18 protein-coding genes are annotated in these 15839 nt (G+C 56.2%); 11 read left to right on the forward strand and 7 right to left on the reverse strand.

Features of this window, described 5'->3' with window-relative positions; translation table 11 throughout:
- Nucleotides 1-16 precede the first annotated feature (16 nt).
- The gene (locus tag GHN86_RS01775) at nt 17-733 is read left to right on the forward strand and encodes an OmpA family protein (RefSeq protein WP_153379049.1); all 717 of its coding nucleotides are present in this window, start codon (nt 17-19) and stop codon (nt 731-733) included.
- Nucleotides 734-953: 220 nt separating this feature from the next.
- On the opposite strand, the gene GHN86_RS01780 is transcribed toward GHN86_RS01775, so the two are convergent.
- Nucleotides 954-1388 (reverse strand): YhcB family protein, encoded by a 435-nt coding sequence (locus tag GHN86_RS01780; RefSeq protein WP_323369335.1) that lies wholly within the window; start codon nt 1386-1388, stop codon nt 954-956.
- 145 nt (nt 1389-1533) lie between these two features.
- Between GHN86_RS01780 and GHN86_RS01785 the strand changes: the two genes are divergently transcribed.
- The 3 genes from GHN86_RS01785 to zapE all read left to right on the forward strand — a co-directional run bounded on the left by GHN86_RS01785 (nt 1534) and on the right by zapE (nt 4729).
- A complete protein-coding gene (locus GHN86_RS01785; protein WP_194286225.1) occupies nt 1534-2163 on the forward strand; it encodes an alpha/beta hydrolase in 630 nt (209 codons plus the stop codon).
- A 24-nt stretch (nt 2164-2187) separates the two neighbouring features.
- Nucleotides 2188-3543 carry a tryptophan--tRNA ligase gene (locus GHN86_RS01790; protein ID WP_153379047.1) on the forward strand — a complete coding sequence of 452 codons (1356 nt, stop codon included), beginning with the start codon at nt 2188-2190 and terminating at the stop codon, nt 3541-3543.
- A 91-nt stretch (nt 3544-3634) separates the two neighbouring features.
- Nucleotides 3635-4729, forward strand: coding sequence for a cell division protein ZapE (zapE, locus tag GHN86_RS01795; protein WP_153379046.1), 1095 nt, complete (start codon nt 3635-3637; stop codon nt 4727-4729).
- A gap of 59 nt (nt 4730-4788) precedes the next feature.
- Here the strand turns inward: zapE and GHN86_RS01800 are convergent, their stop codons facing one another.
- Nucleotides 4789-5685: a GlxA family transcriptional regulator gene (locus GHN86_RS01800; RefSeq protein ID WP_194286224.1), complete on the reverse strand. Its 897-nt coding sequence runs from the start codon at nt 5683-5685 to the stop codon at nt 4789-4791.
- A 342-nt stretch (nt 5686-6027) separates the two neighbouring features.
- Nucleotides 6028-7068 carry an NADP(H)-dependent aldo-keto reductase gene (locus tag GHN86_RS01805; protein ID WP_153379044.1) on the reverse strand — a complete coding sequence of 347 codons (1041 nt, stop codon included), beginning with the start codon at nt 7066-7068 and terminating at the stop codon, nt 6028-6030.
- A 246-nt stretch (nt 7069-7314) separates the two neighbouring features.
- Here GHN86_RS01805 and rplM point away from each other — a divergent pair, with 246 nt between their 5' ends.
- The 7 genes from rplM to GHN86_RS01840 all read left to right on the forward strand — a co-directional run bounded on the left by rplM (nt 7315) and on the right by GHN86_RS01840 (nt 12222).
- Entirely contained in the window at nt 7315-7743 is a 429-nt protein-coding gene (rplM, locus tag GHN86_RS01810; RefSeq protein WP_007917032.1) for a 50S ribosomal protein L13, read from the forward strand.
- 14 nt (nt 7744-7757) lie between these two features.
- Nucleotides 7758-8150, forward strand: coding sequence for a 30S ribosomal protein S9 (gene rpsI / locus GHN86_RS01815; protein WP_003216038.1), 393 nt, complete (start codon nt 7758-7760; stop codon nt 8148-8150).
- Nucleotides 8151-8402: 252 nt separating this feature from the next.
- Entirely contained in the window at nt 8403-9002 is a 600-nt protein-coding gene (petA, locus tag GHN86_RS01820) for a ubiquinol-cytochrome c reductase iron-sulfur subunit (RefSeq protein ID WP_153379043.1), read from the forward strand.
- Nucleotides 9002-10213, forward strand: coding sequence for a cytochrome b (locus GHN86_RS01825; protein WP_153379042.1), 1212 nt, complete (start codon nt 9002-9004; stop codon nt 10211-10213). Before petA ends, GHN86_RS01825 begins: the two co-directional genes overlap by 1 nt.
- A complete protein-coding gene (locus GHN86_RS01830) occupies nt 10213-10992 on the forward strand; it encodes a cytochrome c1 (RefSeq protein ID WP_153379041.1) in 780 nt (259 codons plus the stop codon). Before GHN86_RS01825 ends, GHN86_RS01830 begins: the two co-directional genes overlap by 1 nt.
- Before the next feature lie 182 nt (nt 10993-11174).
- Complete coding sequence (locus tag GHN86_RS01835; protein ID WP_153379040.1) at nt 11175-11792, forward strand: glutathione S-transferase N-terminal domain-containing protein; 618 nt, start codon at nt 11175-11177, stop codon at nt 11790-11792.
- A gap of 16 nt (nt 11793-11808) precedes the next feature.
- Nucleotides 11809-12222 (forward strand): ClpXP protease specificity-enhancing factor, encoded by a 414-nt coding sequence (locus GHN86_RS01840; protein WP_153379039.1) that lies wholly within the window; start codon nt 11809-11811, stop codon nt 12220-12222.
- A gap of 47 nt (nt 12223-12269) precedes the next feature.
- Here GHN86_RS01840 and GHN86_RS01845 read toward each other — a convergent pair whose 3' ends face one another.
- The 4 genes from GHN86_RS01845 to GHN86_RS01860 form a co-directional block, all read right to left on the reverse strand.
- Entirely contained in the window at nt 12270-12851 is a 582-nt protein-coding gene (locus GHN86_RS01845) for a BON domain-containing protein (protein ID WP_153379038.1), read from the reverse strand.
- Nucleotides 12848-13441, reverse strand: coding sequence for a phosphoheptose isomerase (locus GHN86_RS01850; RefSeq protein WP_122785733.1), 594 nt, complete (start codon nt 13439-13441; stop codon nt 12848-12850). Before GHN86_RS01850 ends, GHN86_RS01845 begins: the two co-directional genes overlap by 4 nt.
- A 137-nt stretch (nt 13442-13578) precedes the next feature.
- Nucleotides 13579-13941 carry a YraN family protein gene (locus GHN86_RS01855; RefSeq protein ID WP_153379037.1) on the reverse strand — a complete coding sequence of 121 codons (363 nt, stop codon included), beginning with the start codon at nt 13939-13941 and terminating at the stop codon, nt 13579-13581.
- A complete protein-coding gene (locus GHN86_RS01860; RefSeq protein ID WP_153379036.1) occupies nt 13941-15692 on the reverse strand; it encodes a penicillin-binding protein activator in 1752 nt (583 codons plus the stop codon). The genes GHN86_RS01855 and GHN86_RS01860 overlap by 1 nt, the downstream gene beginning before the upstream one ends.
- Nucleotides 15693-15839 lie beyond the last annotated feature (147 nt).

Consider the following 15839-nt stretch of genomic DNA (forward strand, 5'->3'; position numbering starts at 1 on the left):
TGACAGGAGCTCCACCATGTTCAACTCGCGTCGTTTGATTATTGCGGCCAGTGCAATGGCCTTGCTGGCTGGCTGCGCTTCCCCCAACCCGTATGAAAATCAGGGTCAAGGGTCCACTGGCCTGAGCAAAACGGCTACCTACGGTGGTTTGGGCGCGTTGGCCGGTGCTGTTGCCGGTGCGGCCATCGACCACAATAACCGTGGCAAGGGTGCATTGATTGGTGCTGCGGTGGCAGGTCTTGGGGCTGCCGGTTATGGCTACTACGCAGACAAACAAGAAGCTGCACTGCGTGCCAGCATGGCCAATACCGGGGTTCAGGTTGAGCGTCAGGGCGACAACATCACCCTGGTGATGCCGGGCAATATTACTTTCGCCACCAACTCGGCGAATATTGCGCCCAGCTTTTATCAGCCGCTGAACACCTTGGCGAACTCGTTGAAGCAGTTGAACAATCAACAGCAGATTCAGGTGGTGGGTTACACCGACAACACCGGTTCGTATGCCTATAACATGCAGCTTTCCCAGCAGCGCGCGCAGAGCGTAGCGACCTACCTGACGTCTCAGGGCGTGAGCGGCCAGTACCTGACGGTCAAAGGCATGGGGCCTGCTGACCCGATTGCCAGCAACGCCACGCCTGATGGCCGTGCCATGAACCGCCGCGTGCAAATCACCCTGGCGCCGATTCCGGGCATGAACTACCAGCAGCCAGGAACGGTTCAGCAGTATCCGTAACCTATAGGCACCTCTCGTAGCAGCTGCCGAAGGCTGCGTCCGGTTGCGAAGCAATCGTAAAGCCTGAGGTTGCGGTCAAGCAGATAAACCGCGTTGTTACAGGTTGCGACGGCTTCGCCGCCGGACGCAGCCTGCGGCAGCTGCTACGAGACGCCCCAATAAAAAGCCCCGCGATCCTTGCAGATGGCGGGGCTTTTTAGTGAGCGTTTAACCCGAAGAATTACTTCTTCAAGCCGTAGTGCTCATCCAGCATGCCGGGGCTGTTTGCGCTTTTCGGCGCATAGTCCAATGGCGGCTCGGTGCTGTGCGGCGGGGTGATGCGCTCGCGATGCGGTTGTGCCACGTCCGGACTCAGAGCGGCCAGCAGGCGTTGGCGAGTCAGCTCGTCCAGGGCCAGACGGTTGGCACCCTCGGCGAGATGTTCTTGCACGTCCTGATGGCTCTGATTGAGCTTTTTCATCAAATTGGCGGTGCTGTTGAAGTGAGTTACCACTTCACTTTGATAACTGTCAAAACGTTCCTGGATGTCGTCTAGCTGACGCTGCGTGCGGTTAGGCGCGGCATTGGGCAGCAGACGAGCGACCAGAAAACCAATGGCGACACCGGCAACCAAGGCTAGAGTCGGCAACAACCAAATTAAGAGCGAGTGTTCCACGAGTCCTTCCTCTATAAACGGCTTTGCTTTACGTTAACGGCTCGGACCTGCGCTGTATACCGCGATCCACTCGCAAATATCTCAGACAGAATCTATCAGCTAGACGAGTCGACCCACTTTGAGGTCACGGAGTTCCTTTTTGCTTATGCGTGAAACAGCGTTATTCATTGATGGCCCGGTCGGCCAGCTGGAAGCTTTATACCTCGATCATGATGAGCCACGCGGCCTCGCGTTGCTGTGCCATCCCAACCCGGTACAGGGTGGGACGATGTTGAATAAAGTGGTTTCCACCCTGCAACGTACGGCCCGAGATGCCGGTTTGGTAACGTTGCGATTCAATTACCGCGGCACAGGTGCCAGCGCCGGCAGCCACGACATGGGCGCCGGTGAAGTCGACGATGCGTACGCAGCCGCCAACTGGTTGCTCGAAAAACATCCGGGCTTGCCGATCACTCTGCTGGGTTTTTCGTTTGGCGGTTTTGTTGCGGCCAGCCTCGGCGGGCGTCTTGAGAAAGCAGGCGTTACGCTTGAACGCGTGTTTATGGTCGCGCCTGCGGTGATGCGTTTAAGTGAGACCGACTCATTGCCCGTGCAGTGCGCGCTGACCGTGATCCAGCCTGAAACCGACGAAGTGATTGATCCTCAGCTGGTTTATGACTGGTCTGAACACCTGTCACGTCCCCATGAGCTGCTGAAAGTGGCAGAATGCGGGCACTTTTTTCACGGCAAGCTGCCTGAGCTCAAAGAGTTGGTAGCGCCACGCCTTTCGAAATGATTGCAGCCTGATAAGCGATTACCCATGACCACTCGTACCCGAATTCTTACCGGTATCACCACCACCGGCACGCCGCACCTGGGCAACTACGCCGGGGCCATTCGCCCTGCGATCGTGGCCAGCCGTGACAGCAATGCCGATTCGTTCTACTTTCTGGCCGACTACCACGCCCTGATCAAGTGCGATGACCCGCAGCGTATTCAGCGTTCGCGTCAGGAAATCGCCGCGACCTGGCTGGCGGCCGGGCTGGACGTTGATCGCGTTACGTTCTATCGCCAGTCAGACATCCCGGAAATCCCGGAGCTGACCTGGTTGCTGACCTGTGTGGCAGCCAAGGGCTTGCTCAACCGCGCCCACGCTTATAAAGCCTCGGTCGACAAGAATTTGGAAAACGGTGAAGACCCGGATGCGGGTATCACCATGGGGCTGTACAGCTACCCGGTGTTGATGGCAGCTGACATCCTGATGTTCAACGCCCACAAAGTGCCGGTCGGTCGCGATCAGATCCAGCACGTGGAAATGGCCCGTGATATTGGCCAGCGCTTCAACCATCTGTTCGGCAAAGGCAAAGAGTTCTTCGCCATGCCCGAGGCGCTGATTGAAGAAAGCGTGGCGACATTGCCGGGCCTCGATGGCCGCAAAATGTCCAAAAGCTACGACAACACCATTCCGTTGTTCAGCAGCGCCAAGGACATGAAAAGCGCCATTTCGCGCATCGTCACCGATTCCCGTGCGCCGGGTGAGCCTAAAGACCCGGACAACTCGCACCTGTTCACCTTGTATCAAGCGTTCTCGACGCCTGAGCAGTCGGCTGAGTTCCGTAGCGAGCTATTGCAGGGTTTGGGCTGGGGCGAGGCCAAGGAGCGCTTGTTCAAGCTGCTGGACGGCGAGCTGGGTGAGGCCCGTGAGCGTTATCACGAACTGATGTCGCGTCCGGCCGACATGGAAGACATTCTGTTGGCCGGTGCGCAAAAAGCCCGCAAAACCGCGACGCCTTTTCTCGCAGAGCTGCGTGAAGCGGTGGGCCTGCGTTCGTTTGTCAGCACGGCTCAAACCGCAACGTCCAGCAAGAAGAAAGCCACCAAAGGCCCGCGCTTTGTCAGCTTCCGCGATGAAGATGGCAGTTTCCGTTTCCGCCTGTTGGCCGCTGATGGCGAGCAACTGTTGCTGTCGCGCAGTTTTGCCGATGGCAAGGCCGCGGGCCAAGTGACCAAGCAGTTACAGGGTGGCGAAGCACTGGACATTCGTGCGCAGGATTTGAGCTTCAGCGTTTGGCTGGGCGATGCCTGTGTGGCGGACAGCCCGTCGTTTGCCGACAGCGCGGCCCGTGATGCGGCCATCGAAGCCTTGCGTGCAGCGTTGGTGCCTGCGCAAGACTGAGAAAGTGCGACGTTTGGACACAGGTTTAATTGCCATTCCTCAGGGCCGTCGCTACAGTGACGGCCCGTTTTTGTTGCCTTGCTAACGAATTATGACGCCTCTAGAACGATATCAAGCAGATCTGAAACGCCCGGACTTCTTCCACGATGCTGCACAGGAAAACGCTGTGCGCCATTTGCAGCGTCTGTACGACGACCTGGTGGCCGCTTCACAAAGCAAGCCGGGCATGTTCGGCAAGCTGTTCGGCAAAAAAGAACGCACGCCGGTCAAAGGCTTGTATTTCTGGGGCGGTGTTGGACGGGGTAAAACCTATCTGGTTGACACCTTCTTCGACGCGTTGCCGTTCAAGGAGAAAGTGCGCACCCACTTCCACCGCTTCATGAAGCGCGTGCATGAAGAAATGCGCACACTTCCTGGCGAAAAGAACCCGTTGACCATCATTGCCAAGCGTTTTGCCGATGAGGCGCGGGTGATCTGTTTTGACGAGTTTTTTGTCTCGGACATTACCGATGCCATGATTCTCGGCACGCTGATGGAAGAGTTGTTCAAAAACGGCGTCACCCTGGTCGCGACCTCGAACATTGTGCCGGACGGCTTGTACAAAGACGGTTTGCAGCGTGCGCGCTTCTTGCCAGCGATTGCCCTGATCAAGCAGAACACTGACATCGTCAACGTCGACAGTGGCGTCGACTACCGTTTGCGTCACCTTGAGCAGGCCGAGTTGTTCCACTTCCCGTTGAACGATGCGTCCGAAAAGTCCCTGCGCGAAAGCTTCAAGGCGCTGACGCACAATTCCACCCGGGCAATCGAAAACGATGAACTGATCATCGAAAACCGCACCATCCGCGCGTTGCGTACCTGTGATGACGTGGCCTGGTTTGATTTCCGTGAGCTGTGTGATGGCCCACGCAGCCAGAACGACTACATCGAGCTTGGCAAGATCTTCAATGCCGTCATTCTCAGCGGTGTGGAGCAGATGGACGTCAAAACGGACGATATTGCCCGTCGTTTCATCAACATGGTCGATGAGTTTTACGACCGTAACGTGAAGTTGATCATCTCGGCCGAGGTGGAGCTCAAAGACCTCTACACCGGCGGGCGATTGAACTTTGAGTTCCAGCGCACGCTGAGCCGTCTGCTGGAAATGCAGTCCCACGAATACCTGACGCGGGCGCATAAGCCCTAGTCAAACGCTGTACAAAAAAGGCCTGCGATTGCAGGCCTTTTTGCATTCAGGGCGCGGGCTCAAGCCGCTTGCTGAAACTGCTGGCGGTATTGATGGGGTGAGCGCTCCGTGTGCTGACGAAACAGTCGTGCAAAGAAGCTCGCGTCGTCGTAGCCCACGTCGTAACTGATGGTCTTGATGCTTTTGCGAGTGGCCGAGAGCAGGCCTTTGGCGGTTTCGATGCGCAGTCGTTGCAGATAATGCAAGGGCTTGTCGCCGGTGGCGGTCTGGAAGCGGCGCATAAAGTTGCGAATGCTCATGCCGTGTTCGCGCGCCACGTCTTCAAAGCGGAATTTGTCGGCAAAATGCTCTTCGAGCCAATGCTGGATCTGCAAAATGATCACATCCTGATGCAGCTTCTGCCCGCCAAAACCGATGGGTCCCGTGGTGTAGTTGCGCTGGACTTCGTAGAGGATGTCGCGGGCAACGGCCTGAGCGATATTGGCGCCGCAAAAGCGCTCGATCAGATAGATATACAGGTCGCAGGCTGAGGTCGGGCCGCCCGCGCAGTAGAGGTTGTCGGCGTCGGTCAGGTGCTTGTCCTGATTGAGTTGTACCTGCGGATAGCGTTCGGCAAACGCATTGAAAAAGCGCCAGTACGTGGTTGCCTCCTTGCCGTCGAGCAAACCGGCTTCGGCCAGCCAGAAGGCGCCGGTGGCTTCTGCACACAACACGGCGCCACGTGCATGCTGTTCACGCAGCCACGGCAGAATTTGCGGATAGCGTTGGAGAAGGGTGTCGAAGTCATCCCAGAACGCCGGGAGGATGATGATGTCGGTGTCTTCCAGTGTGCCATCGACGGGAATGGATACATCGCTGAAGCTGCTGACGGGCAGGCCGTTGGGGCTGACCAGTCGGGTTTCGAAGCTGGCGGTGAGGCCTTGGCCCAGTTGTTTGCCGTGCCGTAGGCTGGCCAGATGAAAGAAATCCTTGGCTTGCATCAGGGTTGAAGCAAATACCCGATCAATGGCCAATATGCTGACGCGCCGCAGGGGCGTGGAGAGTTGATTAGACATGATTTGATTATTCTTATAGGTGAAATTGGTCAACTTACGGCTGGATCGTCTTATGTTTCTTCCTGTGTGTCTAGAGTCTGTGTGCCAAATCCGTAGCAGCTGCCGTAGGCTGCGTCCGGCGGCGAAGCCGTCGTAAACCTGAGGTGTGCGATCTTTGAATAAAATCGCGGTGTCAGGGTTTACGATCGCTACGCAATCGGACGCAGCCTGCGGCAGCTGCTACGGGACGATTGGGGGCGGCGGTTATGGTGCCGGGTTCGGCTGATCCTTGTGGATGGCTTCAATGCCAGCCAGCACTTCATCGGAAAGCTTCACATCAACGCTGGCAATGTTGCTTTTCAATTGCTCCATCGTCGTTGCGCCAATGATGTTGCTGGTCACGAAGGGTTGCTGAGTAACATACGCCAACGCCATTTGCGCCGGATCCAACCCGTGCTCGCGGGCCAGTGCCACATAGCGCTCACAGGCTGCAACGGCTTGCGGGTTGGAATAGCGCGAGAAGCGGCTGTAGAGGCTCAGGCGGCCTTTAGGCGGCTGTGCGCCGCCACTGTACTTGCCTGTGAGCATGCCGAACGCCAGCGGCGAGTAGGCGAGAAGTCCGCATTGTTCGCGAATGGCAATTTCAGCCAGGCCCACTTCGAAGCTTCGGTTAAGCAGGCTGTAGGGATTCTGGATCGAAACGGCCCTTGGCCAGCCACGGCTCTCGGCCAACTGCAGGAATTTCATGGTGGCCCAAGGGGTTTCATTGGACAGGCCGATATGACGAATTTTGCCGGCTTTAACTTGTTCGTCCAGCGCTTCGAGGGTCTCTTCCAGCGGCGTGAACTGCTCGTCGGCATTGTGGGTGTAGCCCAGCTGTCCAAAAAAGTTGGTGCTGCGTTCAGGCCAATGCAATTGATAAAGGTCGATCCAGTCGGTTTGCAGGCGCTTTAGGCTGGCATCCAGCGCTTGCACGATGTGGGTGCGATTATGTTTGAGGTGGCCGTCACGAATGTAGTCGATGCCATTGCCGGGGCCGGCGATCTTGCTGGCCAGAATCCAGTCAGCGCGGTCACCGCGCTCCTTGAACCAGTTGCCGATATAGCGCTCGGTGGTGGCGTAGGTTTCGGCTTTGGGCGGTACCGGATACATCTCGGCGGTGTCGATAAAATTAATGCCGGCGTTTTTGGCGTAAGCAATTTGCTCGAAGGCTTCAGTCTGGGTGTTTTGCTCGCCCCAGGTCATGGTGCCGAGAGCGATTTCGCTGACTTTAAGGTCTGTTCTGCCCAGCTTTCGGTAGTCCATCGGATGCTCCTTGGGGTAAACAAACATAAAAGCAGGTTGTATTTTTTTTCGCAATCTGCATAATTGCCGACCTCTTTCTGCAGTGGAAGTGATGCGCCGCCTGCCGAAGAATCTTGCCGTTGAACGGACGCGCTGACCCGAGCCCCCGATAGCGTCTGTATCCGGCTGCCTTTGACTTGTCAAAGTACGCACTATTCAGTAAGATCCGCCGTCTAATTTACAGGGCGGCCCCTGAGGCTATAAAGAATGAAAACTTTTACTGCTAAACCAGAAACAGTAAAGCGCGACTGGTTTGTCGTCGACGCTGCTGGTCAGACCCTGGGTCGTCTGGCCACCGAGATCGCCAGCCGTCTGCGTGGCAAGCACAAGCCGGAATACACTCCGCACGTTGACACCGGTGACTACATCGTTGTTATCAACGCTGAGCAAATCCGTGTTACTGGTGCTAAAACCACTGACAAAATGTACTACTCTCACTCCGGTTTCCCGGGCGGGATTAAGTCGATCAACTTTGAAAAGCTGATCGCCAAAGCTCCTGAGCGCGTGATCGAGACCGCGGTTAAAGGCATGCTGCCTAAAAACCCACTGGGTCGCGACATGTACCGTAAGCTGAAAGTCTATGCGGGCGCTGCTCACCCTCATACTGCTCAGCAGCCCCAAGAACTGAAGTTTTAACGGAATAGTTCATTATGTCGGCGACTCAAAACTACGGCACTGGCCGTCGTAAAACCGCAACTGCTCGCGTTTTCCTGCGTCCAGGTACCGGTAACATCTCGATCAACAACCGCACTCTGGAGAATTTCTTCGGTCGCGAAACTGCCCGCATGGTAGTTCGTCAACCGCTGGAACTGACTGAGACTGTCGAGAAATTCGATATCTACGTCACCGTGATCGGTGGTGGTGTAAGTGGTCAAGCTGGCGCAATCCGCCACGGTATCACTCGCGCACTGATGCAGTACGACGAAACTCTGCGTGGCGCTCTGCGCAAAGCAGGCTTCGTAACTCGCGATGCTCGTGAAGTTGAACGTAAGAAAGTCGGTCTGCGTAAAGCGCGTAAGCGTCCGCAGTACTCGAAGCGTTAATTCGCAGCTTCGTTCAAAAAAAGCCCAGCCTCTTCGGAGCTGGGCTTTTTTTATGGGCGTTAATAATGTGCTGAGTCAACTTGTCTCATCAGTAGAGCCCCTATACTGCAAGGGCTGTAGCCGACACGGAACGGTATAGACCTTGTAAGAGTAGGGTCTTTTCATTACCATTCTGCAAAATTTTAATAAGCTCAGATTGTTACTTAAAAAAAGCCTGGTTTTACAGGCGACAAAGCTGATGGGAGAGGACTGATGAGCAATGACGGCGTCAATGTCGGCCGGCGTCGCTTCCTCGTGGCAGCCACATCCGTGGTGGGTGCTGCAGGAGCGGTGGGGGCGGCGGTTCCGTTCGTAGGGTCATGGTTTCCCAGTGCCAAGGCGAAAGCCGCTGGCGCGCCGGTGAAGGTGAATATCGCAAAGATTGAGCCAGGCCAGCAGATGATTGCTGAGTGGCGGGGGCAGCCGGTATTTATTGTTCGTCGCACTGAGGAGATTCTGGCAAATCTGAAGAAGATTGAAGGCAAGCTTGCAGATCCTGAATCCAAGCAGTCTGATCAGCCTGAAAACTCAACGAATGAATGGCGATCCATTAAGCCGGACGTGCTGGTGGTGATCGGGATTTGTACGCATTTGGGGTGTTCGCCGACATTCCGCCCTGAAGTTGCGCCTGCTGACTTGGGCAAGGACTGGGTCGGGGGATATTTTTGCCCCTGTCATGGTTCGCACTATGATCTGGCCGGGCGTGTTTACAAGTCACAGCCTGCACCTTTGAACCTGCCAGTCCCGCCTTACTACTATGCAGATGGCAGCGATAACGTCATTGTCGTTGGTCTTGAAGGGGAGAGCGCGTAATGAGCAAATTCATGGATTGGATTGACGCTCGTTTCCCAGCCACGAAAATGTGGGAAGACCATCTCAGCAAGTATTACGCCCCCAAAAACTTCAACTTCCTCTACTTTTTCGGCTCACTCGCTTTGCTGGTGCTGGTTAACCAGCTGGTAACAGGCGTGTGGCTGACGATGAGTTACACGCCGTCAGCGGAAGAGGCTTTTGCTTCTGTCGAATACATCATGCGCGATGTCGAGTACGGATCCATCCTCCGTTACCTGCACTCCACCGGCGCTTCAGCGTTCTTCATCGTGGTGTATCTGCATATGTTTCGGGGCTTGCTCTATGGCTCTTATCAGAAGCCGCGCGAGCTGGTGTGGTTATTCGGCATGATGATTTACCTGGCCCTGATGGCAGAAGCTTTTATGGGCTATTTGCTGCCTTGGGGGCAAATGTCCTACTGGGGCGCACAGGTGATCATCTCGCTGTTTGGCGCGATTCCAGTCATCGGCAACGACCTGACGCAGTGGATTCGTGGCGATTACCTGATCTCCGGTATTACCCTGAACCGCTTCTTTGCCTTGCACGTGGTGGCCTTGCCGATCGTGATTTTGGGGTTGGTGGTGCTGCACATCCTGGCCTTGCACGAAGTCGGGTCCAACAACCCGGATGGCGTGGATATCAAAAAGCTCAAGGATGAAAACGGCATCCCGCTGGATGGTATTCCCTTCCATCCGTACTACACCGTCAAAGACATTGTCGGCGTGGTGGTGTTTCTGTTTATCTTTTGCTCGATTGTGTTCTTCTTCCCCGAAATGGGGGGTTACTTCCTTGAAAAGCCGAACTTTGAGCAGGCCAATGCTTTCAAGACCCCCGAGCATATTGCCCCTGTCTGGTACTTCACGCCGTTCTACGCGATCTTGCGGGCCATCCCGGACAAGCTGTTTGGTGTGATCGCCATGGGCGCTGCAATTGCCCTGTTGTTCGTGTTGCCCTGGCTTGACCGTAGCCCGGTTAAATCGATGCGCTACAAAGGCTGGCTGAGCAAAATCTGGTTGTGGGTGTTCTGCATCTCGTTCGTGATTCTCGGTGTGCTGGGTGTTCTGGCGCCCACTCCTGGCCGGACGTTGCTGTCGCAGGTGTGTACGTTCCTGTACTTCGCTTACTTCATTCTGATGCCGTTCTACACCCGGCTTGAGAAGACCAAACCGGTTCCGGAAAGGGTGACTGGCTGATGAAAAAGCTATTTGCGGTTTTGATGCTGGCGCTATTGCCTGTCTTCTCTTATGCGGCTGAGCAGGGTGTGCAGCTCGACAAGGTCGACATTGATGTGTCTGACAAAGCAGCCTTGCAGGATGGTGCGCGTACGTTCGCCAACTACTGCATGGGTTGTCACAGTGCCAAGTTCCAGCGCTATGAGCGGGTGGCCGATGATTTGGGTATCCCTCATGACGTCATGCTCGACAATCTGGTGTTTACCGGGGCCAAGATTGGCGACCATATGAACATCGGTATGCAGCCTGAGGACGCCAAGGCCTGGTTTGGTGCTGCCCCTCCCGACTTGACGCTGGTGGCACGTGTACGCGGTACGGACTGGTTGTACAGCTACCTGCGTGCGTTCTACGAAGATCCTTCGCGCCCTTGGGGAGTGAACAACAAAGTCTTCCCGAATGTGGGCATGCCTAACGTTCTGGCGCCGTTGCAAGGTCGTCAGGTTATCGGCTGCAAGCAAGTACAGATCGTAGAAGATGGCAAGAAGCAGTATGATCCGCTCACTGGCACGCCTTTGACACATGAAGCATGCGACCAGCTGACAGTGCTGCCTAATACCGGCGCACTGACAGAAGAGCAGTTCGATGAGAAGATCAAGAACCTTGTGACCTTCCTGGCCTACTCGGCCAACCCGGTAAAGCTGCAGCATCAGCGCATCGGGACCTACGTTCTGCTCTATCTGGCCTTCCTGTTCGTATTCGCTTATCTGCTCAAGCGCGAATACTGGAAAGATGTGCACTGATAGATTTACACGCAATGCTGTTAATCGTGCGCGCCCAAGGTGTCTCTTAAAGGTAACCAGGCAGGATGTGAGAGGGGCAAGGTGTATGCCTTGCCCCTCCGGATTTTGCAGTTACCGGAGGCGTTCCTTGGGCGTGTTCGTTTTGCCGCTCCTGATAATTTCAACAAGCGAGGAGGACCGCCATGGGCGTGACCAATCGGTTGGCCTGTTACTCCGACCCAGCAGACCACTATTCTCACCGAGTGCGCATTGTGCTCGCAGAGAAAGGCGTCAGCGCCGAGATCATCAGTGTGGAGGCGGGTCGTCAACCGCCGAAGCTGATCGAAGTGAACCCTTACGGCAGCCTGCCAACCTTGGTCGATCGTGACCTGGCGTTGTGGGAGTCGACTGTAGTCATGGAATATCTGGATGAGCGTTATCCGCATCCACCGTTGTTGCCGGTGTATCCGGTAGCGCGCGCCAACAGTCGTCTGCTGATCCACCGTATCCAGCGTGACTGGTGTGTTCTGGTCGACTTGATTCTCGACTCCAAGACCAAAGAGCCGGCTCGGGTTCAGGCCCGCAAAGAGCTGCGTGAGAGCCTGACAGGGGTTTCTGCATTATTTGCCGACAAACCTTTTTTCCTCAGTGATGAGCAAAGTCTGGTCGACTGCTGTCTATTGCCGATACTCTGGCGCCTGCCTGTTTTGGGTATTGAATTGCCGCGGCCAGCCAAGCCGTTGCTCGACTATATGGAGCGCCAGTTTGCGCGTGAGGCTTTCCAGGCAAGTTTGTCTGGTGTCGAACGCGACATGCGCTAAGGCTTAGGAGCCCTCGATGAATTCAAGCAGACCTTACCTGGTACGTGCGCTCTATGAGTGGATCGTTGATAACGATTGCACGCCGCACATGCTGGTTAACTCTGACTACCCGAAGGTGCAAGTGCCTGCGGGTTTTGCCAGTGACGGGCAGATTGTCCTGAATGTTTCGCCAACCGCCGTGCGCAATCTGCATATGGACAACGAAGCGGTAAGCTTTGAAGGGCGTTTTGGTGGTGTGCCGCATACGCTGTACGTGCCTATCCCGGCCATCATGGGCATCTATGCTCGTGAGAATGGCGAGGGCATGGTGTTTGACCTTGAAGAGCACCTGGGTGGTGATGACGAGGTTGAGCCGCAAGATGATGGGCCGCCGCCAGGTACTGAGCCGCCGAGACCTTCGGGTCGGCCAAGCCTGAAAGTGGTCAAGTAATAAAAAAGGCGACCTTGAGGTCGCCTTTTTTGTGCCTGACGTTCTGGTCAGTCGATGTACTCGAACAGCTTTACGATTTTTTGCACGCCCGATACGCCTTGCACCAGATTGGTGGCGCGAGTGGCTTCTTGCTTGGTCACGAGGCCGAGCATGTAGACAATGCCGTTTTCAGTGACAATTTTGATCCGTGAACCCGGGATTTCACTGTCAGTCAGCATTTGAGTTTTGATTTTGGTGGTCAACCAAGCGTCATTGTTGCGCGCCAGAAGGGATGACGGTGCCATCACTTGTAGTTCGTTGTTGACCTTTTTTACCCGCTGAACGGCAGCAGCAGCCTGTTCGGCCTGAGCTTTGAGTTCTGCTCGCGGTGTTTGACCGGCCAGCAATACGATGCCGTTGTAGCTGGTGACAACGATGTGAGACCCAGTGTCCAGATCAGGGTTGGCTTTGGCCACATTCACGGCCACTTTGGTTTCGATCAAGGAGTCGTCAATTTTGCTGCCGAAAGTACGCGTGCCGCGATCATCTTCAATCGGTGTATCGCGGGTGGCGGTCAGTACCGAGCTACAGCCTGCGGTCAGGCCCAGACACAAGGTCAGGGCGACGAGGCCAAGGCGATTGAAAGTCATTCTTCACTCCCGAACAATTGGCTGTCGATCAGATCACATAAACAGTGGATCGCCAGCAGATGGACTTCTTGGATGCGTGCAGTGACCAGCGATGGAACGCGAATTTCCACGTCTTCGGGCAGCAGCAGTGAAGCCATGCCGCCGCCGTCACGGCCGGTCATGGCAACCACGATCATTTCCCGGTCATGGGCCGCCTGGATGGCCTGAATGATATTGGCCGAGTTGCCGCTGGTGGAAATAGCCAGCAGTACATCGCCGGGCTGGCCCAGAGCGCGAATCTGTTTTGAAAACACTTCGTTGAAGCTGTAATCATTGGCGATCGAAGTGATCGTCGAGCTGTCAGTGGTCAGGGCAATGGCCGGCAGGCTCGGGCGCTCGCGCTCGAAACGGTTGAGCAGCTCGGACGAGAAGTGTTGGGCGTCGCCAGCGGACCCGCCATTGCCGCACGACAACATTTTGCCTTCATTGAGCAGTGCGTTGACCATCACTTGGCTGGCGAGCTCAATGTGGGGTGCCAGCACTTCCATCGCTTGCTGCTTGGTGTCGATGCTGGCTTGAAAAAGCTGGCGGATCCGGGATTGCATGTCCATCTATGTGACCTTAAGTAGGGCGGCTGGTCGGGCGTGATTCAGGCGTTCCTGAGTGACTTCCCGGCACAAGAATGTGCAGCCCGCAAAGCAAAGCAAATATCGTTTAAAACAGGGTGCTGGATAGGCCTGGCAGCCCATTAGCTGTCAAAGGCGTTCCGTAGCCAGTTCAAGTGAGGTGTTGCGCTGTCCATGGCAATAACGTCGAATCGGCACGGGTAATTGGCCCAGCGCGTCTCGCGTTGCAAAAAGTACTGAGCGGCAAGGATCAGTTTTTGACGCTTGCGTGTGTCAATGCTGGCCAGTGCTCCACCCCATTGTGCGTGTTGCCGGTAACGAACTTCGACGAATACTACTGTATCGCCGTCAAGCATGACCAGATCCAGCTCGCCGCGTTTGCACAGCCAGTTTTGCGCCAGCAGCCGCAGGCCATGTTGCTCAAGATGCCGCAGCGCCAGGCGCTCGGCATCTTTACCTGTGTTCTGGCTGGAGCGGTCAGGCATCAGTTCGGGGTATCAGGCAGGCGTTGGACCTGGCCATTAACAAACTCGGCCCATGGCAACTGGCGCTCAACGTGCTGGGTTGGGCTCATGCCGAGGCTGCCGGACAAACCGTCAATCCGGCTATCAGGCAATGCCTTGAGTTGGCCCAGGCGAGAAGTCAGCGTGTACGCATCAACACCCATTGCATAGAGGCGTCCCAGGCTGCCAGCCGCTTGAGGCCACTGCGCGGCAACTTGCTGGCGCAGAGGATTACCCGGTTCAAGCAGCCAAGGTGTTTCGCAAAAACGTACGCCGTTCATGTCGTTGTACTGGTCCTGATTGCCGCTCGCACTGAAAACGTGGGACGTGGCATACACAGGCAGGTCGCTGGCATATTGGTAATTGAGGGTCGGCTTGATCTGTTGGGCTTGCTGAGGGGTGGCTGCCAAAAACAGGAACTGCATTGGCTCGCTCGAGTTTTTGCGCTGCTGCACCAAATCGCCCACTTGCTGGGCCAATGCAACGGGTTGGTCGATGTATTCAATGCCGACAACGCTGCCGCCGTGGGCAACCCATTCCTGACGGAAGGCGTTAAGTACGCGCTCGCCCCATTCGCCTTTAGGCACCATGGCGCCAGCGCGGGTCAAGCCATCGGCACGTGCGCGGCGAGCCACTTCGCGGGCTTCGTCTTCAGCGGCCAAGCCAAACTGAAACAGCTGAGCCGGGCCTTTAGTGCCCTCGCTGTAGTTCAGGGCCAGTGTGGTAATGGGCAATTGCGAGCGCGCATTGAGTTGCTTGACCAGTGTTTTTTCAAGTGGGCCGACTACCAGTTGCACGCCATCGGCTTGGGCCTGACGATAAAAATCATCCAGCGATGTCAGGCGTGAGCTGTCATAAAACTGGATGCTCGGCGGGTTTTGACCGGCCTGTTGAGCTTGATAGTGAGCAGCGACGAAGCCGTCTCGCAGCGCTTTGCTGACCGAAGCCAGTTGGCCTTCTTGCGGCAGCAGCAGCGCAATTTTGGTCAGGGGCTGGCTGGCCAGTTCCTTGAGTTTGACAAGAGGTGTAGGCAGCTGGATAGCGGCAGGGTGAGCAGGGTTCTGGGCGCGCCATTGGTCAATGGCCGTTTGTTGTTCCTGTACGGTGCCGGCACGCTTCACTGCCAGGGCCAAGGACATCCAGCCACCCAGCACGTCATTGCCTGAAGCTTGTAATTGCTCGACCGGCAACGCGGCAACCAGCGTCCAGATAGCTTCATTGTTGCTGTTGGCTGAATCGCCCGTCAGATGTGCACTCATGGCTACACGTTCTCGCGCAGCCGCGAGGGTTTGGTCGTCGGCTTCGAGAGCGCGGGCATGAACGGTGTGCGTGCGCACCTGCAAGTCGGCTGGCATCTCGTCAAGGCGAGCGACGCTCGGGTGGCTCAATGCGGTCAGTGCGGCTTTAGGGTCGTTGCGGTTCATGGCCAGTTCAGCGGCCAGCGTGCTGGCAAACACCTGCTGGGCGGGTTTAAGTTGATCCACCGGAACCTGGGCGAGAATCTGCGCGGCGCGCTCGTTGATTTGCTGGCGCATGGCGAGGTCGGCCGCGGACAAGCGCAGCAGCGCGGCCTCTTGCGGATCCTGGCTGGCGGACGCCTGTTGCAGCAGCTGTTCAAGGCTGGCGTCCGGGGTGCGGGGGAGTTCGCCAAGGCTGGACGAAGGCGAGCTGGCGCAAGCCGCCAAAAGGGCAGCAAGGCAGAGGGCAGTGAACAGCCGCAGGCAAACGATCATGTAGTGTTCCTGATACTCGAACAATGGAGGGGGGGAAGTGTACCCAAGCGCTGGCCGGGGCGCGATGTTACCTTCGTTAAAGCTTAAATTTAGATCACATATACGACGTGTGACGGCCGAAGTTTTTCGATTAAGCGGTTAACGGCC

This window comes from Pseudomonas helleri, from assembly GCF_009600315.1.
Classification (GTDB): Bacteria; Pseudomonadota; Gammaproteobacteria; order Pseudomonadales; family Pseudomonadaceae; genus Aquipseudomonas; species Aquipseudomonas helleri_A.

What these genes read in the sequence shown, in the direction of transcription:
- GHN86_RS01775 (WP_153379049.1), top strand. Translation starts at nt 17, where the DNA reads ATGTTCAACTCGCGTCGTTTGATTATTGCGGCCAGTGCAATGGCCTTG.
- GHN86_RS01785 (WP_194286225.1), top strand. Translation starts at nt 1,534, where the DNA reads ATGCGTGAAACAGCGTTATTCATTGATGGCCCGGTCGGCCAGCTGGAA.
- GHN86_RS01790 (WP_153379047.1), top strand. Translation starts at nt 2,188, where the DNA reads ATGACCACTCGTACCCGAATTCTTACCGGTATCACCACCACCGGCACG.
- zapE (WP_153379046.1), top strand. Translation starts at nt 3,635, where the DNA reads ATGACGCCTCTAGAACGATATCAAGCAGATCTGAAACGCCCGGACTTC.
- GHN86_RS01805 (WP_153379044.1), bottom strand. Translation starts at nt 7,068, where the DNA reads ATGGACTACCGAAAGCTGGGCAGAACAGACCTTAAAGTCAGCGAAATC.
- rplM (WP_007917032.1), top strand. Translation starts at nt 7,315, where the DNA reads ATGAAAACTTTTACTGCTAAACCAGAAACAGTAAAGCGCGACTGGTTT.
- rpsI (WP_003216038.1), top strand. Translation starts at nt 7,758, where the DNA reads ATGTCGGCGACTCAAAACTACGGCACTGGCCGTCGTAAAACCGCAACT.
- petA (WP_153379043.1), top strand. Translation starts at nt 8,403, where the DNA reads ATGAGCAATGACGGCGTCAATGTCGGCCGGCGTCGCTTCCTCGTGGCA.
- GHN86_RS01825 (WP_153379042.1), top strand. Translation starts at nt 9,002, where the DNA reads ATGAGCAAATTCATGGATTGGATTGACGCTCGTTTCCCAGCCACGAAA.
- GHN86_RS01830 (WP_153379041.1), top strand. Translation starts at nt 10,213, where the DNA reads ATGAAAAAGCTATTTGCGGTTTTGATGCTGGCGCTATTGCCTGTCTTC.
- GHN86_RS01835 (WP_153379040.1), top strand. Translation starts at nt 11,175, where the DNA reads ATGGGCGTGACCAATCGGTTGGCCTGTTACTCCGACCCAGCAGACCAC.
- GHN86_RS01840 (WP_153379039.1), top strand. Translation starts at nt 11,809, where the DNA reads ATGAATTCAAGCAGACCTTACCTGGTACGTGCGCTCTATGAGTGGATC.
- GHN86_RS01845 (WP_153379038.1), bottom strand. Translation starts at nt 12,851, where the DNA reads ATGACTTTCAATCGCCTTGGCCTCGTCGCCCTGACCTTGTGTCTGGGC.
- GHN86_RS01850 (WP_122785733.1), bottom strand. Translation starts at nt 13,441, where the DNA reads ATGGACATGCAATCCCGGATCCGCCAGCTTTTTCAAGCCAGCATCGAC.
- GHN86_RS01855 (WP_153379037.1), bottom strand. Translation starts at nt 13,941, where the DNA reads ATGCCTGACCGCTCCAGCCAGAACACAGGTAAAGATGCCGAGCGCCTG.
- GHN86_RS01860 (WP_153379036.1), bottom strand. Translation starts at nt 15,692, where the DNA reads ATGATCGTTTGCCTGCGGCTGTTCACTGCCCTCTGCCTTGCTGCCCTT.